This is a genomic window from Psychrobacter sp. 2Y5 (assembly GCF_051847375.1).
Taxonomy (GTDB): Bacteria; Pseudomonadota; Gammaproteobacteria; order Pseudomonadales; family Moraxellaceae; genus Psychrobacter.
On sequence record NZ_JBPYDA010000005.1, the window covers coordinates 208071 to 228453 of the forward strand.

The following is a 20383-nucleotide window of genomic DNA, read 5'->3' on the forward strand; positions in this document are numbered from 1 at the left end:
CTATCAAAAAGCTGTCAGCATTACTACTAATGAGTAGAGTTATCAGCTGTAATACTTATATCATGGATAGTATTATTAGAATGAGCTGGTGATTTTTTTAACTGTTCTGCCCACTCCTCAAGCTTTAATTTTAGGGCAAGCAAGTCCTCTTCGATCATTTTGGCGCGGTAGCTTGGATTGGTAATAGGTCGCACGTAGGAGACATCTTCCCAGTATATAATGACGCTATTGGCCTTAGTCCACAGGCCTTTGACAAAAGGTTCAATGCTCACAGGTAGATCTAGGGGCGTCTTATCTAAGCCAAAATTAACCTTGCTAATAGTGCTCTTATGATTGCCAGAAGGGTTACGAATAGCGCTTGGAATATTAAGCGTGACCGCATCAACACTCTCATCGACGAAACGACTATCTGGACGCCACTGGCCATCTATCACCCGATAGCGCGTATGCGGCAGCTGCACGTTTTCTAGTACCAAACAATACTGGCCCATCATACCGCGGCCATATTCATCATCTCGGCCGGGGATCCACTCAGGACAAGTCACAAGCTTTGGGTTTAGCTGTAAGCGCCGTGCGGTCATGCGTAGTTTGTCCAAACGCTGATCGATACCGTTAGGCTTGAGCGCCATCATACTCCCTAATACAAAAAGTACAATAAGGATAGCAATCCATATTCCCATAAATTCTGCCCTTTTGGCTAAATGAGCGTTGTAGCAAAGAAGCGCTGTAAAAAATAGTACACGCTACTGATAATGGCGACGCCTGACGATAATAAGTGCTATTCATAATAAGTACGAAAGTTAAAAAATCAAGCTCAGCTCTCTATAGACTATTGATATAGCGTCGCTGATTGATAATCATTTTAATCTTATTATGCTTTAAATATCATAAGCTTAGTTCATAAAAAACACACTTATCTCTAACACAAACTCGAGGGCTAACATTATAAAAGGTGCTATCATAACCTATATTATGACCTGTTCAAGCGAGAAAGTTTATGATGACTTATCTATCCAAACGCGATTCAACTTCTTTTTTATTGCCAATGAAAACGCTTGGTAAAGCTAGCGCTACCATTTCGCTCATTACGGCGACCATTCTAACCTTATCAGGCTGTGCCACTACGCAAAGCCTAACCCCTCAGCAATGCCAGACTAGTAACTGGCAGGAAGTAGGTTATGCCGATGGCTTACGTGGACGCTCAGGCGCTTATTTCGGTCAATATGCCAATCAATGTGCTAGCGTAATTGGCGCTACGCCCAACCGAGAGCTATGGGAGCAAGGGCGTCAGCAAGGTCTAAAAAATTACTGTACCGAGCTAAATGCCTATAAGCTTGGCCGTGAGGGTTATGATTGGCAGCCGGTCTGCCCGCTTGCAGGCATCGAAAAGCTAGAAGAGGCTTACTCGCAAGGGCGCTACTATTATATTCGTCAGCGTGATCTGGATTATCTGCGCTCGCCTTATCCATTTGGCTATGGAGGCCGTTTTGGTTACAGCCCTTTTTATAGACCCTTTGGTTATGGTTGGTAAAAAAGGCACAGAACAAAACCCCAGTAATGAATAAGTACGGTTGGAGATTGCCCTTATTATTCTAATATTTTTTATGCTTATACTCGTGATATTTCTACTACTGAGCTTATTGGTCTATATCGGTAGTCTGTTTTTCTGACGGCTATTGATTGTACTATTTATCCACGAATTAACTGCAAAAACACCCTTCGTCCATATAGCCTGACGCTATACCGTCAGTATTCGAGCAACTACATTATATAGACTCCCCGCCTTTATCCGTCCGCAATTGCAGGCGTTCAGGACTCTATCCAAATTGACTTAGATACAAACTATGATACAAATGACAATCATTATCATTGATAAAGTTCCTGAGTTACTTTATCATGAGCTTCTATTCACAATTTTTAGCGATTGATACTTTTTAGCGTTTATATATTAAACGCCAGTTTATCAATCCACAAAGTCGGGTGCATTTTTTTAGTTCTTGATCAACGAGCATTGCTCTAACGCTTTTTCATCGGTGTTAGGCGGGCTCTTTTTTATTTTCTATTGGCTAATAGCTTTTATATCCCTTCAAGCTGTATTTTTTAATAAATCACGATATTCCGAGTTTCTTATGTCTAATAATAATATTACTGCTCAAACCTCTTTATTTAAACGTCCATTATTAGCGACTATGACGGCCGCGCTGCTGGTTGGTATCAGTTTGACAGGCTGCTCTTCTCCTGACGCCAGTGAAACTGACGATACTAAAGTAGAAAACCACACCGCTGACGCTGCCTCTAACGTAGCAGATAATGACGCTGTTTCGGTCAACACTATCGAAGTGGATACCGTACGAGGCGATGTCAGCTTACCGATTAATCCCTCGCCGCTCGTAGTCTATGACATGACATTGCTCCAAGATTTAGCAGCGCTTGATGTCGCTGTCGCTGGGATGCCAAAAGATCTAAAACTAGACAATCTACACTCTGAAACTCAGCCTGATCCTGAAGAGGTGGGTACGGTATTTGAGCCTGATCTTGAGGCTCTAAACGCTATGCAGCCGCAAGCGATCTTAGTCGGTTCGCGTATGGCAGAGAAATACGATGAGCTTGCAAACATCGCTCCAACCTTAGATATGACTATTGATACGGCTAATATCTATGAGTCCAGTAAACAGCGTCTACATGACTTAGGCGCATTGTTTGGTAAAAGTGCTCAAGCGGCCAGACTACAAGGAAATATCGATGATCTCATTGAGCAAACCCAAGTCGTGACCAAGGATAAGGGGAAGGGTTTAGTGGTGATGGTCAACGGTAATAAACTGTCCACCTACGGTGATAAGTCACGCTATGGCTTTATTCATACGGTATTAGATATTCCAATGGCCGATGATCAAATCGCCGACGCGCGTCATGGTCAACCGATATCTTTTGAGTATATCCAAAAGGTCAACCCAGATTGGCTGTTTGTACTAGATCGTAGCGCTGCTATTGGGGAGGACAGCATCGGTGCTAAAGCGGTACTCGATAATCCGCTCGTCGCGCAAACGAATGCTTGGAGCAAAGATCAAGTGGTTTATCTAAGCCCAGACTCTTATCTTGCTTTTGGCGGCTATAACCAATGGATGCAAGATTTGACGACGATCAAAGACGCTTTTACTAAAGCGAATTAAGCGTCAACAACCGCTATATTGGATTGGTCCTCAGTTGGTGCTAGGGCTGGAGTTGTTGAGGCTGTGGCTAGCACTTTATAGCTATTTAAATATTTATTATTAAGCTTGTAGCCGTTATGTCCTTATTTTCACCTCGTGCTCATGCCCATGGAAAAACCGCTAACCTCTCCTCTACAGGAGCTGCAAACTGGCGTACCTCTAGGAGTTATGGCACTAGCGCTAAACAGCGTCATGCTGCGATACCGCCGTGGCTGATGAATACTGGTAGCTTAGTGCTGATGGGGCTGCTGGTTTTAATCAGCTTATCGATTGGGGTAGCCGACTTTTCTTGGTCTGGGGTTTTACAAAGCCTCATAAATCATAGCGCCAATGCTGATAGCTCGCTGATGCTAGTCAGCCGGCTACCGCGCACTATCGCTATTATTTTGACCGGTATCTCGATGGCGGTGGCAGGCATGATCATCCAAGTGGTGCTCAAAAACCGCTTTGTCGAGCCTTCTATGGTGGGCGCGACCCAAAGCGCAGCCCTAGGCCTACTGATGGTCAGCTTACTGTTCCCGGCCAGTGCCCTTATTGTCAAGATGAGCGTCGCCACTGTCTCAGCAGTGGTTGGCATGATGTTATTTATGCTACTCATCCGCCGCATTCCGCCTACAGATTTTTTGATGATTCCGCTGATTGGTATTGTGTTTGGTGGAATCATCGAGGCGGTGACGACCTTTATCGCTTATCAAACCGAAACCCTGCAGATGCTCAGCGTTTGGCAATTTGGTGATTTTTCTGGGGTGTTGGCAGGGCGCTACGAGCTGTTATGGCTAACGGGAGCGTTATGTATCATCGCTTATATTATCGCCGATAAGCTTACTATCGTGGGCTTAGGGGACAATATTGCGCTCAACTTAGGTATCAGTAAACGGCAAGTCACTTGGCTTGGCGTCGGCATGGTGGCGGTGATGAGCGCGGTCGTAGTGGTCACGGTTGGGATGATTCCCTTTATCGGACTTGTAGTACCTAACATTGTCAGCCGTATCATGGGCGATAAGCTGCGTCGAAGTTTGCCTGCGGTTGCGCTACTTGGCGCCTCAGCGGTGCTCTTGTGCGATATCATCGGCCGCTCTATTCGCTATCCTTTCGAAGTACCAGTAGCAACGGTGTTTGGTGTGGTGGGCACGGCAGTCTTTTTATGGCTGTTATTACGTGCGCCTAGCCAGTCTTAACGCCCTCTCTCCTTTTATTTATAAGATTAGCGTATGCTCTCCCCTTCCTCATCAACTGTCAAAGACACTGATAATAAAGCTGATAGTTCATTATCAGCGCGCTTACTCTTGCAAGTTTGGCAAGCTATTACTCAATATCCGCGCGTCGTAGCGGCTGTTATTTTAGTGCTATCAGCGGCTTTATTTTTGACGCTTAACGTTCATGGTCATTGGGACTTTGCTCTACCTTTGCGCGGCAAAAAACTGCTCGCCCTGATAGTCGTCGGTTATGCCATTGGGGTGTCGACGTTACTGTTTCAAACCTTAACCCATAATCCCATCTTGACGCCGTCGTTGCTAGGGTTTGACTCGCTATATGTGCTCTTACAAAGCTTACTGGTGTTCTTTTTGGGCGCGATTAGCTTTACGAGTATCAGTCCTGTTTTGAAGTTTGGGCTTGAGCTTGGGTTGATGTTTGGTGCGTCCTTATTACTCTTTAAGCTTCTATTTTCTAAGAGCAGTCAGGATTTGACTCGGCTTATCTTAGTCGGGGTTATTTTTGGTGTGCTGTTTCGTAGCTTGTCAGCGCTAGTAGCACGGCTGATTAATCCAGATGATTTTGTGGTGGTACAGTCGGCCAGTTATGCTCAGTTCAATACTGTCAATCCGCAGCTATTAGGCATCAGTATGGTCATTTGTGTGCTAAGTGCTCTTATCGTTTGGCGCTGGCGCTTCCAGTGCGATGTACTGATGCTGGGTAAAGACCAAGCGATTAACTTAGGCGTCGATTATCAGCGGCTCGCTTTTGGGTTATTAACGGTCATTGCGGTATTAGTCGCGACGGCTACAGCACTAGTGGGGCCAGTGACCTTTTTTGGGCTCTTGGTTTGTGCGCTGACCAACAGGCTCACGCGCACTATGGCGCATAGCCAGCGGCTGATATTAGTGAGCCTGATCGCGATGATTTGCTTGGTATTGGGTCAGGCTATCTTTGAGCAAGTCTTAGGTATGGCAGGTATATTAGCAGTAGTTATCGAATTAGCAGGCGGCTTAGTATTTTTATTATTGATATTTATGACTCACCGCCGCCGGGTGTAAAGCTACTTTTTATTAAAACCAAATATAGTAGAACCAGACAAACTATGATCAAAATAAACAACGTCTCTCATCATATTGGCAAGCAGCAAATCTTACACGATATCAGTTTATCGTTACCACCTGCACAAGTCATTGCCCTCATTGGTCCTAATGGTGCCGGTAAATCGACGCTATTTTCGCTGTTGGCGCGTTTGCAACCGCTGCAAGCAGGGCAAGTAAGCTTTGCGGTAGATGATGAGGCACGCGATATTGGCAGCTGTGAGGCGCGTACGCTTGCCACCACAGTGGCGATGCTCAGTCAAGATAACCAAGTTCAAGGGCGGCTGCGCGTGCATGAGCTGTTGATGTTCGGGCGCTATCCGTATCATCAAGGCCGACCAACGGCTAACGATCAGCAACAGGTAGATGAGATTATCAAGCGTTTTGAGCTTGAACCGTTAGCCGATAGGTTCTTATCCACTCTTTCAGGCGGTCAGCGTCAGCGCGTACTGATTGCGATGATTGTCTGCCAAGATACGCCTTACCTGCTTCTTGATGAACCACTCAATAATCTCGATATGTATCACTCTGGGCGCTTGATGCGTGAGCTGCATGCGCTGAGTCATCAACAGCAAAAAACAGTCGTCATCGTCCTGCACGATATCAACCAAGCCGCGCAGTTTGCCGATACCGTCGTGACTATGAAAGAGGGCCGCGTAGTTGCGACAGGACATCCTGTCGATGTCATCACCCAAGAGACCATCAAAGCGTTATATGACGTCGATGTCGCGGTATTAAACCATCAAGGCCGCCCTGTGATTGTCGATACGGCTTAAGCAAAAATTATAAACTCTCTTCTGCATCCTGACGTTTGACAACCTTATGCTCATCTTCACTACTATCAAGCTTCCAGTAACTTGAGATATAAAGATGGCTTTTGGCCACCTGTTTTTCTTGCTTAAAATATTGGCGCAAAGCGCGCATACTATTGAACTCACACGCTATCCACACTGCCATCTCACCGTCTAGCCAGTCTAGCGTCTTAACCTTATCTAATAAAGGATAGCGGCTCTCGGTGGTCACCGTATTTACCACCCACTCAATAGTGATATTTTCTGGTTTTTGTAGCAGCTGCTTATCGTCTTCACTTAATACTTCTATAACGGCATAACCAGCCGCATCTTTAGGCAGTTGTGCCAAATTCACGGTGATGGCGGGTAATGCGCTCATATCGCCAGCTAATAAAAACCAGTCTGCCTGAGGGTTGATTAATTTTTTGGCACCAGGACCGCCGATCAAAACACTATCGCCTATGACACAGGTTTTTGCCCAGTGTGAGGCAGGACCTTCGGCGCCTTTATGATTAAGTCCATGTAAGACAAAATCAACATCTATCTCATCATCGCGCTGCTTGATAATAGTATAAGTACGCATGATTGGCTTTTCGTTTTGCGGCTGTGGAAACATCAACTTGATATAAGCACTTTCTTGATCTACTGGGAAATCTTTGATCCCCTGGCCGCCAAGTGTAATCCGGCGCATATTGGGCGTAATATCTTTGATACCTTTAACGTCTAAAACTCTTGGTTCCGGTTTGGCCATTTTTTATTTTCCTATTATCTATCAACTTATATAGTCAAAATTTCAGTTTATTACGCTATAATTACAAAAAACCAGCCCTCTAAATTTAGAGGACTGGTTTTATCTTTAAATCATAAAGGCTATTGAAAACCGTTATTTAAAGAAACGACTAAACTATCAAAACTGATACGTTAATGAAGCTTTAATATTACGGCCCGGCTCAAAATCAGTGCTTTCATCGCTAATTGCATTGTAGCGTGAGGCGTGACTGGCATAAGTTTCATCAAATAAGTTATAGACCCCAACTGTGGCTTTGACGTTCTCAAACTGACGCGGTACGTAATTCATATAGATATCATGCACATCATAGTTTGGCTTAGTTTCTCCCTGATTATCGGTAATAGAGGCCACATAAGTGCTGCGCCAGCCCAAATCAACGACCTCGTTGGGGGCATAATCTAAGTTCACCATGTAGCGATCGCCTGAGTCGGCACTACCGCCTGTCACTGAAGGGATGCTATCGCCTGTTTTGTCGCCTTCGCTACGCGCACGCGCATAGCTAAGACCCATACCAAAGTTATCAGTACTATAGTTGGCTGCAAGCTCAACCCCTTTGATCTCGTAATCTTCATCGCTGTTGATCATCCCTTGACAGTCTTGTAAGTTGCCGGGCGAACCGCGTTCACCAGTAGTACAGTTTAGGCCATAGCGACCAGCACGGTTTCCGGTTCTGACGTACTGCTGAAAGTTTTCGATATTAGAGCGAAAGTATTTGGCGCTGAGTTGCAAAGCATCATTAGCGGTAGTCAATCCGCGCAATGTGGTTGCGACCCCAATCTCAGAGTTGTAGCCTTCTTCTGCTTCGAGATCGTTATTGACATAGATGTCGGAGCTATTGCTATTGAATATCGCTTGCGCAAGATCCGGCCCATTAAACAGCTGCGTGTAGCTAGCAAAGACTTGGGTACTTGGGGCGATCTCATAGCTGGCTGCTAATGCGCCAACGACATTATCATAGGTCTCACCGCCCGATACAAATTCAGGCGACTCATAGCGATCGTAACGCACGCCTGGCGTTAAGCTAAATTTGCCCATTCGCCACTGATCTTCTAAATAAATAGAAGTGGTTTTTGCGCTATCGGTATTGGCACTAAGATTATCTCTTACCATATCTGATTCTTTTTTATAGTGCTCCACGCCGGCAATCAGCTTATGCGTGCCTTTGATACCTTCAAAGGTACTGCTATCGATAATACTAGTGTTTTCAATTTTAGCGCCAGTGGTCTTGACCTGAGCCTGCCAGTCATAACCGGGTGAGACTTCGGACTCATTGTCACGCAAAATCTCTGTTTCAGTTTTATAAATAGTAGCGTTAACATCCACTAAAGCGTTTATCGGGTCGAAGTCGTAATCCACGGTATAGGTATCACGCTTAATCTTTTGCGGGATTGGATCGGCCCTTGTGCTACTAGGAAAGTCAGGACGAAACGGGAAAATACCTTCTTTTTCAGTACGGCTAAAACTTGCGCCGACGCGGTGATCATCATTAATAAAAGCGCCCGCCTTTAATAAGATATTTTCGCTCTCACTGTCCTCAAACAGCTCACGACCATCGCCATCCTCGCCAGAATCCGTGTCACGCTTACCATAATAGGCGAGCAAATCTATATCGTCAGTTGGTGCGCCATAGACGGTTGCTGAGGTCAATAGCTCATCATTATTACTACCGTAGCCAACATTCAGTTTGGCACCGACTTTTTGACCTGGCTTAAGCAGGTCAGCTGCATCTATGGTCTCAAAAGCTACTGCACCGCCTAGGGCATCATTCCCTAGCGTGACTGAGTTATTACCGACTGATACCTCAGCGCGTTTTAGCAAATCAGGATCGATAGTAATATCGCCCATGTGATAAAAAAGCGTACCTTCTTGACGAGCACCATCGATAGTGACTTTTAAGTTAGTATCATCAAGCCCACGTATGCGCACTCGCTGATTCACAGTTGAAGTCCCACCGACCTCAACTCCAGGGATCACATCTAAGAAGTCACTCAAGTGACTGGCCTGCGCGGCGGGCGTGTAGTCGTCAATATACACCGCCTCTTCCTGCACTTTGTCGCGTATCGAAGTATTCGCCGTTACCGTAACCGTCTGCAAAGTGGTGCTAGGCACGCCATTTATATCAGCAGCATTGGCCATCTGTGATAATAATACTGCGGCTATGCCCATCGATAAAACGCTTAAACGACTAGAAAACGCTGCTACACCCATAAAATACTCACTTTATTTTGCTATCAAATTTATGCTCAAGAGTTAGCGAGTGATGTGTAAAACAGCAAAGCCACTCTATTGAGCGACTTTTATGAATGACTTTTGTCACTCATGGGATTAGCTGCTATAACGACTCACTATTATTTTTAATAATGTTAAGAATGTTAACGATAACTATTATCATTAACATTCTGGAAGGCATAATAGCGAAGTATTTATAATTTAGCAACAATGAATCAAAGCTTTTATTCAAAAAGTAAGCATGATGCCAAGTCTAGCATTAGCGCTTACTTTGAATAAATGCCGTATTTAAGTAAAAAAAGCTTTGCAATAGTTAACCCTTTCACTATATCCTACATATAGCTGACTAAATGGTCAGGTTATTTCATTAATGTTTGATAGAGAAATTGAACAGTTATTCTTGGTTTATTAGCATACGGACAAGTGCGACTCTTTGTTCCAGAGGACTGCAAAGTTCATATAAAAGGAAATTATCATGAGCGAAACGACTGCAAAGACGCAAGGAAATCCCGATTTATTATACGGACTCCATGATCGCCCCGCCCCTGCAAAAGCCTTCTTAGGCGCTGTCCAGCACGTCCTTGCAGCTTTTGTCGGTATTATTACCCCCTCCTTAATCATCGGCGGAGCGTTAGGTTTAGGGCAGCATATCCCCTATCTAATCAGTATGTCCCTGATGGTATCGGGTGTGGCTACTTTTATTCAGACTCGCAAAGTGGGTCCTATCGGCTCAGGGCTTATGGCGTTACAAGGTACTAGCTTTGGTTTTTTAGCAGCCGTACTAGCTGCCGGTTTTGTGGTAAAAAATCGCGGTGGTAGTCCTGAGGAGATTTTATCCGTAATCTTCGGCGTTTCGTTCTTAGGCGCCTTTGTGGAGATCTTTTTAAGCCAGTTTATCACTAAGCTCAAATCTTTGATGAGTCCCATCGTTACCGGCTGCGTTATTGTCACTATTGGTCTGTCCTTGACTAAGGTTGGTCTGACAGATCTGGCAGGCGGCGTTGGTGCAGAGGATTTTGGGAGTGTGCCAAATCTATTATTGGGCGGCGGGGTGTTAGTCAGTGTGGTGCTGATTAGTATTGTTAATAATAAAGTCATACGCTCAAGCGCTATCTTTATTGGTCTCATGCTCGGTTTGGTTGCCGCTATGTTTATGGGTAGGATTGATTTCTCATTAGTCTCAGAAGCGGCGGTCTTTACGGTTCCTGTGCCTTTTAAGTTTGGCTTTAGTTTTGACTGGCAAGCGTTTATTCCGATTGCCTTTATGTATGTCATTACTAGTATCGAGACCTCTGGCGATCTGACCGCAACCTCGATGATTTCAGGTGAGCCGATTAAAGGCCCAGTCTACGAGAAACGTATCAAAGGTGGGGTATTGGGTGATGGTGTCAACTCTTTGATTGCCGCTGTATTCAATACCTTCCCGGTGACGACTTTTAGTCAAAATAACGGTGTGATTCAGATGACGGGTATCGCCAGCCGTTATGTTGGTTTTTTTGTGGCGGCTATCTTGCTCACAATGGGTCTATTTCCGATTCTTGGCGCGATCTTCACTCAACTGCCAAAGCCAGTAGTAGGCGGTGTTACGCTATTAATGTTTGCTACCGTAGCGACAGCGGGTATTCGTATTCTATCGACGGTCGACTTTACCCATCGTAATATCCTTATCATTGCCACTTCATTAGGTCTTGCTATGGGTGTGGCCTTCGTACCTGACGTGTTCGCGCAAATGCCGCAGTTCTTTCGCAATATCTTCGGTTCGGCAGTCACCGTGTCTGGCATCATAGCGATTGCGCTTGATATGATCCTACCTAAGAATTATGGTGTCGAGTTCGATACCCCTGAACAGCATATTGACGATGGCCTAGAGCATAAACTCAAGCCAGTTCGGGAGTTGCCTTAAAAAGCTAATAAAAAGGCGCTGATAATTGGTTCTGACAGCTTATTCTAGACCGCAGCCGCGCAAGATAAACGGTACTAAAAACTCGGCGGCTCGGTCTTCATCGTCCTTCCCATAAGCCTCTTTTTGTAATAAACCGACAATTTCGGTTTCAAATTCAGCATAACGCTGGGTGGTCGCCCAGATCAAGATCAATAAGTGTAGCGGATCTTTGATCCCTATCTTGCTTTGCTCATGCCAGGTCTTCATCACTTGCGCTTTATCAAGCGCCCAGTCTTGCATCGTATGCGACATAAAATCATGCAAATGCGGCGCGCCGCCGATGACTTCAAGGGCAAAAAGTTTATGACGATTGGGATGAGCAAAAGCTTGATGCAGTTTAGTTCTGACAAACTGTTCAATGACCGTTTTTGGGTCGCTATCTACCGTCATCGTCACTAAGCCTTCGTTCCACTCCTCGATAATAGCGCGCAGTACTTTTTCATATAGGTTTTTTTTATTCTTAAAATAATAATGCACATTGGCTTTTGGCAACCCGGCACGATCTGCAATACCTTGCATGGTAGCGCCGCGGAAGCTTTTTAGCACGAATTCCTCTTCGGCGGCCTTTAGGATAACGGCTTGATTATGAGCACGAATGTCTTGTTGGCTGCGATGAGTATCATTGTCTGCGGTACTCAACTCATTTTCGGTAGTAAAAGTCATAAATTCATCCAGTAAAAAGGGGGGATAATGACAGCTTGGTGGCTGACTATTGCTTATAAAGCTTAAATTATTGCGTACTTAACGCGATAAATTATGATATATTGCATAAAGTAGTTGACCAATTGGTCAGGTTTAAGCAAAATAGCCAATATAAACCAATTGGCTTTTAATTTATACTTTTATTATTACTCTCATGCAATAGCACTTTAGCATACGAATAGGCCGCCAAATATTTAAGGCGTGTCCTCATTTTGAAACGTTATGAGGCTTCTACCCTACAAGAAAAGGACTTCATCGTGAGTTTAACCCTAGCGCAATTCAACGACTTTGACCAAGCCCAAGCAACCTCAACCCTCCTCACTTGCTGTACTAGCTCTCGCTGGGCACGTGAGGTAGCCAGCGCTCGGCCGTTCGCTACGCTAGAGGCCCTAACCGCTCATAGCGATGCGATATGGGCCAAAGTACAACAGCAGGAGTCAGACTTGTTAGAGGCGCTTGATGGCCATCCACAAATCGGTAATGTCGCCACTCTAAAAGAAAAATATCGCGACACCCAAGATAGCGCCGCTCATGAACAATCAGGAGCGAATGAGGCAGAAGATGAGGTTCTTGAGGCTTTAGCACAAGGTAATCAAGAGTATCTCGATAAGTTTGGCTTTATTTTTATTGTCTTTGCAACGGGTAAGAGCGCCCAGCAAATGCTCGATTTACTACTAGCGCGTTTGCCGAATGATCGAGCCACTGAGCTTGTCAACGCTGCTACTGAACAAAACAAAATCACGCGCTTGCGTTTAAACAAATTATTTGAACAAGCTGTTTAGCTCAATAAACCGCACCCTTAAAATATAAAAGGACTCATTATGTCAGCCACTCTTTCCTCACACATCTTAGACACCCATTTGGGCAGACCTGCCGCCGATATCGCGGTCGCTCTACACCGAGTCCATAACCATTCAAACGCGACGCTTTTGGCTCATGGCACCACCAATAGCGATGGCCGCGTTAGCCCGGATAGCTGGCAGTTTGATGAGGACATTAGCGCTGTTGATCGTGAGCTGAGCACTGGTCGCTATACTTTGACTTTCGATACGCAAGCCTATTTTGACACTCAAGAACTAACGGCTTTTTATCCACAAGTCATCATCGACTTTGTGGTTAGTGATGACAGTCACTATCATGTGCCCCTGTTACTAAGTGCTCACGGTTACAGCACTTACCGCGGCTCGTAATTTATTTTTTCGTATTAAACGCAGTATTTAAGACATCGTATAAAAGGACAGTAGTCGCATGGGTGCATATCTTCTTGATTGGGTCGCTTTATTTTTTCGCTGGTTTCACGTTATCGCCGGCATAGCATGGATTGGTGCTTCCTTTTATTTTGTCTGGCTCGATCTCAGCTTACGCAAGCCGCCGCAGTGGAAAGCCGATAAAGGTATCTCTGGCGATTTGTGGGCCGTACACGGTGGCGGGTTTTATGAAATCGCGAAATACAAGCTCGAACCTGAAGAGATGCCAAAGACGCTGCATTGGTTTAAGTGGGAAGCTTATACCACTTGGCTGACTGGTGCGGCGATGATGGCGATTGTCTACTATGCCAATGCGACCGCTTATCTGATCGACCCAAGCAAAGTCGCTTTTGGTAGCAATATCGGCGCTATCTCGACCAGCTTACTCTTCTTGTTTGGTAGCTACTTTGTCTATGAGGTTATCGTCCGTAGCCGTATCGGTAAGAATGCGTTAGTGTTTAGCTCTACTATCTTTATACTGCTAGTGATTGCTACTTGGGGCTCATACCAGCTGTTTAGTGATCGCGCCTCCTTTATCCATGTCGGTGCTATTTTAGGTACTATCATGGCAGGTAATGTCTTTTTTGGGATCATGCCCGCTCAGCGCGCGCTAGTGGATTGTGTCCGTAAAGGGGAAAAACCGGGTAAAGACGTCGCGGATTTGGCACTAATGGCCAAGAACCGCTCTTTAATGAATAACTATTTTACCCTGCCGCTTATCTTTACTATGATTAGTAATCACTACCCTATGATGTATTCACATGCACATGGCTGGTTAGTGCTAGTGTTTGTAGGGGTCATTACCGCGCTCGTACGTCACTATTTTAACCAAAAGCACTTGGGCAATACGCAGACAAAATTCCTATGGATTCCGGCTTTATTAACCGTTTTATTGATTATCTGGATGCGCCCTGCACCTATTGAACCGCTCCCAGTGCCGCCCGTGCAGTCTGCTGTTCCTGTTACAGCCAACCCTGAAACAGATCCTAACACTACGCCGCCTGCTGCTACTGAATCAACATCTGCCGCTGCTAAGACGACAGGTACTGCTACCGATGCAGTTGCAGTGAGCGCTGCTACTGACAACCCAATTATGGATATTGTGCACACCCGCTGTAGTACTTGTCACGCCGCGCAGCCAACACAGCAAGGCTTCAATGCCCCGCCTGCTGGTATTGTCTTACAAACCCCTGAGGATGTGAAAATTCACCAAGCTAAAGTGGTGACTGCAGTACAAACCGGCTATATGCCATTAGGTAATATTACTGAGCTGAGCGATACCGAGCGCCAGCAACTCGTGGCCTATGCCTCTGGACTTTAAACTAAACCTAAACGCTGTGAATGAGTCATAAACATAAATCAAATAATTGTCTTGACCAATGCCTTAGACATCCTTAAAGTGTTAACAATTATTCTATAAAGTGTTAACAATCTTAGTTCAGATTGATTTCAATCCAAAAGGAGAAAAGGATGTCTACTGCTAATGAGCAAGCAGGTCAGGCCAGCAACCAGCCGAATAGTGCACTGTATGATTGTAATACTTTCGATCCAGAGCGCAAAAGCTCCAGATTATACAACGAGGATCTTGCTCCTTTACAGCCTGAAGATCGCAACTGGGGTTGGTTTTCGATATTTAATGTCTGGTCTAATGACATCCAAAGCCTATTTGGTTATACCCTCGCTGCCTCCTTGTTCTTAAGCTATGGACTCAGTGGCTGGTGGGTGATGGCGGCTATCATTTGCGCCGGTTTCATCGTGATGCTGATGGTCAATCTGACGGGTAAGCCTAGCGTCAAATACGGTGTCCCTTTCCCTGTACTCATTCGCGCTAGCATGGGGATCAATGGTGCCAATCTGCCTTCGTTATTACGAGCGATCATTGGTATATTTTGGTATGGGGTGCAGACCTATTTTGCCTCAACCGCTGTGGCTATTTTGCTCGCCGTATTTATGGGTAGCTCGGATACTACCTTTTTAGGGCTCAACGGTACGGCATGGCTAGCGTTTGTCATCGTTTGGCTGTTTCAAATTATGCTATTTTGGGCGGGTATTGAGCCTATCAAGCACTTTTTGAACTGGGCAGGACCACTGGTTTATGTCGTAATGGTGGTGCTGATGGGTATGATTTGGTATCAATCAGGCTCTGAGCTGTTACCCGCAATCAACTCCATTTTTACTAGCGGTAGCGATTACGCTGGTACCTCTGTGCAAGCCTTTACTGCTATTGTCGGTACGATGGTGGCTTATTTTGCGGCAGTAGTGATTAACTTTGGCGACTTTTCACGCTTTTTATGTAGTGAGCGCGATATGCGTAAGGGTAATCTGATTGGTCTGCCTATCAATATGGTGTTCTTCTCCTTTATCGCGCTGATTATCACCGCCGGTACTTTAGTGCTCTTTGGCGAAGCTTTAACTAACCCCTCAGATATCGTAGAAAGAGTCGACTCGCTACCGCTGACTATTGTGGCTGCTCTCACCTTTTTTGCGGCGACTGTTGGTATTAATATGGTTGCCAACTTTATACCGCCCGCTTATGATTTGGCCAACTTGTTCCCAAGACACATTAACTTTCGCCGTGGCGGCTTAATTACGGCAATCATTGCCTTCTTTGTAGGAGCGCTTTGGTTATCCGTTATCAGTAAAATTGGTATCGTCGGTTTTGTAAACGTCGTTGGCGCTATCATCGCGCCGTTCTTTGGGATTTTGGTCATCGATTACTACATTATTAGACGCCAAAACATCAACATGAACGACTTATTTTCTGCGCAGCCCACTGGCGCTTATTATTATACCAAAGGCTGGAATATACGCGGTCTTGTCGCTTTTGCTATCGGCGCGTTATTTTCTGTGGCGACAGTACTCGTGCCCAGTTTGGCAAAATTCGAAGGTTACGGTTTCTTATTAGGCGCTGCGATAGGAGGGTTAATTTACTGGTTACTCATGCGCAAATATGGCATTGAGCTTAATAAAACTTTAGCGCACAAATAAACACTCTGTACTTTTAAGACCCTAATAAATAACGAGATGGTTAGCAAACAGTACGAATAGAAGGAAAAATATTATGACGCAAAAAATTACTAGCGACTTTGATCACTCCGCTTATCCTCGCGACTTAAAAGGCTATGCTGACACTCCTCCTAAAGCAAACTGGCCGGGCGGCGCTAGAATCGCCGTGCAGTTTGTCCTCAATATTGAGGAAGGTGCAGAAAATAGTGTGATGCATGGTGATGGTCAATCAGAACGGTTTTTATCTGATGTCTTAGGGACTCCTGAATTTACCAATCGTCATCAGTCTATCGAATCCGCTTTTGAATATGGCAGTCGCGTTGGCGTTTGGCGCGTGCTCGATACGTTTAAAGAATATGGTTTGCCCATTACCACGTTCACTTGTGCCGCGGCGGCTGAAAAGACCCCGCACATTATTGAGCGCGTCTTAGAAGACGGCCATGAAGTAGCAAGCCATGGACTACGCTGGATCACTTATCAGTATATGTACCGCGAAACGGAGCGCGAACACGTGCGCGCCGCTACCCAAATTTTCGAGCGTATGCTCGGCAAGCAGCCACTAGGCTGGTATACTGGTCGTGACAGCCCTAATACTCGCGAATTAGTCGCTGAGCAAGGCGGTTATATTTACGACTCTGACTCTTATGCTGATGAGCTCCCCTATTGGCTCAATGTCAAAGTAGAAGACGGCAACAACCTAACTCGCAAGCCGCATCTAGTCATCCCCTATACCCTTGAAACTAATGATATGCGCTTTGCTTCAAGTCCGGGCTTCACTAATGCTGAACCTTTTTATCAGTATCTAAAAGACAGCTTTGATACGCTTTATGAAGAAGGTGCCAAAGAAGGCAAAAACCAGCCTAAAATGCTAACTATTGGCTTGCATTGCCGTATCATTGGTCGCGCAGGTCGTATCACTGCTCTTAAACAATTTTTAAAATACATCACCAGTAAGCCTGATGTTTGGGTCTGCCGGCGCGATGAAATCGCTAAGCACTGGTATGAAAACCATCCAGCCACCGAAAATAACATCGCCAACTGGATGTAGCCATTCATGAGACGTAGAGGCGTATCATCATCTTTTTATAAGCACTTAAATATGAGCTACTTACGTATGTGCCACGTCCGTATTAGCCACCTATATAGTAGCAACCACAGAAGCTAACTGATGATACGCTCAAGACGGTTAATGCCTCACTACTGGGCTCTGTCTAAATATTTTAACTAGCTTTGCCTCTCAAGCAAGCGCTACGTGGTTTGGTGTCTTAACGAAAGCCTTAGCCAAACGGGTATATTTCCCTTTCACTTTACAGGCTTAGACACTATTTATCGCGGCACACAACTACTAAGGATTATAAATCATGTCAAAAAAAAGTACTTATTACGCACCAACTGGTGGATTGCCGCCACAAACACAGCTCCTATCTGATCGCGCTGTCTTCACCGAAGCTTATGCGATTATTCCCAAACGTGTCCTAACTGATATTGTGATTAGCTACCTGCCCTTTTGGGAAGGTATGCGTATGTGGGTGATTGCTCGTCCGTTAAGCGGTTTTTCAGAAACCTTCTCCCAATATATCGTTGAGGTCGCACCCAATGGCGGCTCTGATAAGCCTGAGCTGGATGCTAAAGCCGAAGCGGTATTGTTCGTCGTTGAAGGTGAGATGGATATTACGATTGAAGGAGAGACGCATCATATGGAAGCCGGTGGTTATGCATTTTTACCCCCTGGCTGCAAATGGACACTGAAAAACAATAGCGACTCCAACGTTAAATTTCATTGGATCCGCAAAGCTTATCAATTTGTAGAAGGTATCGAGGTACCTGAAGCCTTTGTCACTAGCGACCATGAGGTCGAAGCTATTGAGATGCCAGATACCAATGGCGTATGGAAAACCACTCGATTTACCGAGCAGTCTGATATGCGTCACGACATGCATGTGAACATCGTCACTTTTGAGCCGGGCGGCGTGATTCCATTTGATGAAACCCATGTGATGGAACACGGCTTGTATGTGCTAGAAGGTAAAGCTGTCTATCACTTGAACGCTGAATGGGTAGAGGTTGAGGCGGGTGACTTTATGTGGCTACGCGCATTTTGCCCCCAGTCTTGTTACGCGGGTGGCCCTGGTCCCTTTAGATACTTACTCTATAAAGATGTGAATAGACATATGCCGTTTATTCGTCCAGAATAATAAGTCATCTAGAATAGTAAACAATATCAAGTATAAGCATTCATTCGGATATACTATTTACTCCTAAATAGTGATTTAAGTCGCCTGCAAGTTTATGATAAGTTTGCAGGTAGTCATAATAAAAGTAAGGCAAAGTCATGAGTACTACGATCGTTGCAAAACCTTTAACTAAAGCTGCGTTTGCTCCCTATGGCACGGTGATTGAACCTTATGATGATGAGCAACAAACGCCTGATAATTGTTATCATATCAACCGAGGTTATGCTTGTCGTCATCACGCTATTACCAAAGTAGCGCTAGATGGTGGTGAAGTCGGACTAAGTATCTTTCGCGCTAAAAAACGTGATTTTCCTATTACTTTATCAGTGATGGAATATCACCCGTTTGGCACGCAAGCCTTTTTTTCAATGAATGGTCGAGACTATATTGTAGTGGTTGCTCCTGCGGGCGAGCCACCGCAGTCAGCAGATGACTTAACGGTGTTTTATGCTAAGTCGCATCAAGGCGTGCAATACAATAGAGATGTCTGGCACCATCCGCTACTCGCGCTGAGCGCCGACTGCGACTTCTTAGTCGTTGATCGCATCAATGGTCCTGGCAACAACTGTCACGAGCTAAACATTGATGATTGGGGCGTACGCATTGAGATTGAAAATGAGCAACCTAATCCTAAAGCACAGTCAGCAGAACAAGCGTAAGTTTAGCTTGGTGCACTAAATAATGCTTTAGGCTAGTTCATGACTAGTTCACTTAAATGGCGTTAGGTTAGATAACGTCCCTTAGCAGCATTAAGAAGGCAGCCTAAACGGGGTTGTCTTTTTTATGTAGGACTCTCATTCATATTTTAGCTCAAGACTAATCATCACTATAGACTCTCGACGCTATATTTTAGGAGTGAAAACACCATGACCCAAAGTAGTCTGTTAGCCAAGCAAGGGCGGATACAAGGATCAGGTCAGTGGTTAGGGACTATTCAAATTATCACCGCTGCTGTCTGTTGGGGCACGCTTGGGATATTTTCGACTTATCTTAATCAGCTAGGCTTTAGTGGTTGGCAGATTACTATTTTGCGAATCGTGACTGCGGCTTTAATCATCCTTGTCATGCTACCCAAGCTATACGCGCAGCTGCTCAATCTCAGCCCGAAACAATGGGGCGGCTTGGCACTGCAATCGCTAATTGGCGTACTGGGTATGTCGCTCTGTTACTTTTTTGCGGTCATTTATGTGGGTGCTGGGGCAGCAGTCGCACTGCTATATACCGCGCCAGTATTTAGCTTATTGTTTGCCGCGATTTTCCTTAATGAGTCTATCACTCGTCAGTCAGCATTGCTCGCTTTAGTCGCCGTATTTGGCGTAGGCTTGACGATGGCTGGAGATGGCGCGCAAGTCAATTGGGGTATTGTATTAGGACTACTAGCAGGGGTGTGTTACTCATTATATGGCGTGCTTGGTAAACGCGCTATGCACTACGCGCACCCTGCGCCTTTAGTGTTTTTTACCTCCATTGTTATTAGCGCCAGCGTGCTGTTATTAATACCTGAGACTTATCAGACTTATAGCAAGTTATTGAGTTTACCGATACTGACTTGGGGCTATGCTTTAGGGCTAGCACTGATCGGTACCGTCGTGCCTTTCGCGCTATATATGAAAGCGCTAGAAAAACTTCCCGCTTCGCGCGCTTCGGTATTTACCATCTTTGAGCCGTTGACTGCTATTGCTCTAGCTATTTTATTATTAAACCAGTCGCTAACGATTATTCAGTATCTAGGCGTATTGCTAATTTTACTCGCCGCCCTTTTTAATGCCCTGTTAAACGGCACGACTACTCGAGTGCCACGGTGGTTGAAAAGACGGCAAAAAGTCTAGTATTTATTAATCGTTATCAAAAAAGCCCCAACCTGAACTGACCCCCATAAGTTGGACACAACTTATGGGGTATTTTTATGCGTTACGACCTAGACTTTAAGATGCAAGTC

At 45.1% G+C, this 20383-nt stretch carries 18 protein-coding genes; 14 read left to right on the forward strand and 4 right to left on the reverse strand.

Translation table 11 applies throughout. The features are described from left to right. Window positions 1-26: 26 nt before the first annotated feature. Window positions 27-680: a hypothetical protein gene (locus ACS8E3_RS07340; protein WP_439242761.1), complete on the reverse strand. Its 654-nt coding sequence runs from the start codon at window positions 678-680 to the stop codon at window positions 27-29. 317 nt (window positions 681-997) lie between these two features. On the opposite strand from ACS8E3_RS07340, the gene ACS8E3_RS07345 reads away from it, so the two are divergent. The 5 genes from ACS8E3_RS07345 (at window position 998) to ACS8E3_RS07365 (ending at window position 6279) form a co-directional block, all read left to right on the forward strand. After that, entirely contained in the window at window positions 998-1531 is a 534-nt protein-coding gene (locus tag ACS8E3_RS07345; protein ID WP_439242763.1) for a DUF2799 domain-containing protein, read from the forward strand. 598 nt (window positions 1532-2129) lie between these two features. Beyond that, the gene (locus ACS8E3_RS07350; RefSeq protein ID WP_439242765.1) at window positions 2130-3170 is read left to right on the forward strand and encodes a siderophore ABC transporter substrate-binding protein; all 1041 of its coding nucleotides are present in this window, start codon (window positions 2130-2132) and stop codon (window positions 3168-3170) included. Between the two features lie 254 nt (window positions 3171-3424). Next, the gene (locus ACS8E3_RS07355) at window positions 3425-4387 is read left to right on the forward strand and encodes an ABC transporter permease (protein ID WP_439242809.1); all 963 of its coding nucleotides are present in this window, start codon (window positions 3425-3427) and stop codon (window positions 4385-4387) included. Between the two features lie 33 nt (window positions 4388-4420). Continuing rightward, a complete protein-coding gene (locus ACS8E3_RS07360; RefSeq protein WP_439242767.1) occupies window positions 4421-5464 on the forward strand; it encodes an iron chelate uptake ABC transporter family permease subunit in 1044 nt (347 codons plus the stop codon). A 44-nt stretch (window positions 5465-5508) separates the two neighbouring features. Continuing rightward, the gene (locus ACS8E3_RS07365; RefSeq protein ID WP_439242769.1) at window positions 5509-6279 is read left to right on the forward strand and encodes an iron ABC transporter ATP-binding protein; all 771 of its coding nucleotides are present in this window, start codon (window positions 5509-5511) and stop codon (window positions 6277-6279) included. Window positions 6280-6286: 7 nt separating this feature from the next. On the opposite strand, the gene ACS8E3_RS07370 is transcribed toward ACS8E3_RS07365, so the two are convergent. Together ACS8E3_RS07370 and ACS8E3_RS07375 are read right to left on the reverse strand one after the other, a co-directional pair. After that, on the reverse strand, window positions 6287-7045 hold the full coding sequence (locus ACS8E3_RS07370; protein WP_439242771.1) for a siderophore-interacting protein: 759 nt from the start codon (window positions 7043-7045) through the stop codon (window positions 6287-6289). 156 nt (window positions 7046-7201) lie between these two features. Continuing rightward, the gene (locus ACS8E3_RS07375; RefSeq protein WP_439242773.1) at window positions 7202-9292 is read right to left on the reverse strand and encodes a TonB-dependent receptor domain-containing protein; all 2091 of its coding nucleotides are present in this window, start codon (window positions 9290-9292) and stop codon (window positions 7202-7204) included. A 496-nt stretch (window positions 9293-9788) separates the two neighbouring features. Here ACS8E3_RS07375 and ACS8E3_RS07380 point away from each other — a divergent pair, with 496 nt between their 5' ends. Then, a complete protein-coding gene (locus ACS8E3_RS07380; RefSeq protein WP_439242775.1) occupies window positions 9789-11216 on the forward strand; it encodes a uracil-xanthine permease family protein in 1428 nt (475 codons plus the stop codon). A gap of 39 nt (window positions 11217-11255) precedes the next feature. Here ACS8E3_RS07380 and ACS8E3_RS07385 read toward each other — a convergent pair whose 3' ends face one another. Then, window positions 11256-11918: a TetR/AcrR family transcriptional regulator gene (locus tag ACS8E3_RS07385; RefSeq protein WP_439242777.1), complete on the reverse strand. Its 663-nt coding sequence runs from the start codon at window positions 11916-11918 to the stop codon at window positions 11256-11258. Between the two features lie 251 nt (window positions 11919-12169). Here ACS8E3_RS07385 and uraD point away from each other — a divergent pair, with 251 nt between their 5' ends. From uraD to ACS8E3_RS07425, 8 genes are all read left to right on the forward strand, one after another. Then, entirely contained in the window at window positions 12170-12739 is a 570-nt protein-coding gene (uraD, locus tag ACS8E3_RS07390; protein WP_439242779.1) for a 2-oxo-4-hydroxy-4-carboxy-5-ureidoimidazoline decarboxylase, read from the forward strand. A 39-nt stretch (window positions 12740-12778) separates the two neighbouring features. Then, window positions 12779-13147 carry a hydroxyisourate hydrolase gene (gene uraH / locus ACS8E3_RS07395; RefSeq protein ID WP_439242781.1) on the forward strand — a complete coding sequence of 123 codons (369 nt, stop codon included), beginning with the start codon at window positions 12779-12781 and terminating at the stop codon, window positions 13145-13147. 58 nt (window positions 13148-13205) lie between these two features. Next, entirely contained in the window at window positions 13206-14525 is a 1320-nt protein-coding gene (locus ACS8E3_RS07400) for a urate hydroxylase PuuD (RefSeq protein ID WP_439242783.1), read from the forward strand. A gap of 149 nt (window positions 14526-14674) precedes the next feature. Beyond that, entirely contained in the window at window positions 14675-16192 is a 1518-nt protein-coding gene (locus tag ACS8E3_RS07405) for an NCS1 family nucleobase:cation symporter-1 (RefSeq protein WP_439242785.1), read from the forward strand. Between the two features lie 73 nt (window positions 16193-16265). Beyond that, a complete protein-coding gene (puuE, locus tag ACS8E3_RS07410) occupies window positions 16266-17258 on the forward strand; it encodes an allantoinase PuuE (RefSeq protein WP_439242787.1) in 993 nt (330 codons plus the stop codon). 313 nt (window positions 17259-17571) lie between these two features. Next, window positions 17572-18405 carry a bifunctional allantoicase/(S)-ureidoglycine aminohydrolase gene (locus ACS8E3_RS07415; protein WP_439242789.1) on the forward strand — a complete coding sequence of 278 codons (834 nt, stop codon included), beginning with the start codon at window positions 17572-17574 and terminating at the stop codon, window positions 18403-18405. 137 nt (window positions 18406-18542) lie between these two features. Further along, window positions 18543-19103 (forward strand): ureidoglycolate lyase, encoded by a 561-nt coding sequence (locus tag ACS8E3_RS07420; protein ID WP_439242791.1) that lies wholly within the window; start codon window positions 18543-18545, stop codon window positions 19101-19103. A 207-nt stretch (window positions 19104-19310) separates the two neighbouring features. After that, a complete protein-coding gene (locus ACS8E3_RS07425) occupies window positions 19311-20273 on the forward strand; it encodes a DMT family transporter (RefSeq protein WP_439242793.1) in 963 nt (320 codons plus the stop codon). Window positions 20274-20383 lie beyond the last annotated feature (110 nt).

What these genes read in the sequence shown, in the direction of transcription:
- ACS8E3_RS07420 (WP_439242791.1), top strand. Translation starts at nt 18,543, where the DNA reads ATGAGTACTACGATCGTTGCAAAACCTTTAACTAAAGCTGCGTTTGCT.
- ACS8E3_RS07425 (WP_439242793.1), top strand. Translation starts at nt 19,311, where the DNA reads ATGACCCAAAGTAGTCTGTTAGCCAAGCAAGGGCGGATACAAGGATCA.
- ACS8E3_RS07415 (WP_439242789.1), top strand. Translation starts at nt 17,572, where the DNA reads ATGTCAAAAAAAAGTACTTATTACGCACCAACTGGTGGATTGCCGCCA.
- ACS8E3_RS07405 (WP_439242785.1), top strand. Translation starts at nt 14,675, where the DNA reads ATGTCTACTGCTAATGAGCAAGCAGGTCAGGCCAGCAACCAGCCGAAT.
- ACS8E3_RS07365 (WP_439242769.1), top strand. Translation starts at nt 5,509, where the DNA reads ATGATCAAAATAAACAACGTCTCTCATCATATTGGCAAGCAGCAAATC.
- ACS8E3_RS07400 (WP_439242783.1), top strand. Translation starts at nt 13,206, where the DNA reads ATGGGTGCATATCTTCTTGATTGGGTCGCTTTATTTTTTCGCTGGTTT.
- uraH (WP_439242781.1), top strand. Translation starts at nt 12,779, where the DNA reads ATGTCAGCCACTCTTTCCTCACACATCTTAGACACCCATTTGGGCAGA.
- ACS8E3_RS07370 (WP_439242771.1), bottom strand. Translation starts at nt 7,045, where the DNA reads ATGGCCAAACCGGAACCAAGAGTTTTAGACGTTAAAGGTATCAAAGAT.
- ACS8E3_RS07350 (WP_439242765.1), top strand. Translation starts at nt 2,130, where the DNA reads ATGTCTAATAATAATATTACTGCTCAAACCTCTTTATTTAAACGTCCA.
- ACS8E3_RS07360 (WP_439242767.1), top strand. Translation starts at nt 4,421, where the DNA reads ATGCTCTCCCCTTCCTCATCAACTGTCAAAGACACTGATAATAAAGCT.
- ACS8E3_RS07340 (WP_439242761.1), bottom strand. Translation starts at nt 680, where the DNA reads ATGGGAATATGGATTGCTATCCTTATTGTACTTTTTGTATTAGGGAGT.
- ACS8E3_RS07385 (WP_439242777.1), bottom strand. Translation starts at nt 11,918, where the DNA reads ATGACTTTTACTACCGAAAATGAGTTGAGTACCGCAGACAATGATACT.
- ACS8E3_RS07345 (WP_439242763.1), top strand. Translation starts at nt 998, where the DNA reads ATGATGACTTATCTATCCAAACGCGATTCAACTTCTTTTTTATTGCCA.
- ACS8E3_RS07380 (WP_439242775.1), top strand. Translation starts at nt 9,789, where the DNA reads ATGAGCGAAACGACTGCAAAGACGCAAGGAAATCCCGATTTATTATAC.
- ACS8E3_RS07355 (WP_439242809.1), top strand. Translation starts at nt 3,425, where the DNA reads ATGAATACTGGTAGCTTAGTGCTGATGGGGCTGCTGGTTTTAATCAGC.
- puuE (WP_439242787.1), top strand. Translation starts at nt 16,266, where the DNA reads ATGACGCAAAAAATTACTAGCGACTTTGATCACTCCGCTTATCCTCGC.
- ACS8E3_RS07375 (WP_439242773.1), bottom strand. Translation starts at nt 9,292, where the DNA reads ATGGGTGTAGCAGCGTTTTCTAGTCGTTTAAGCGTTTTATCGATGGGC.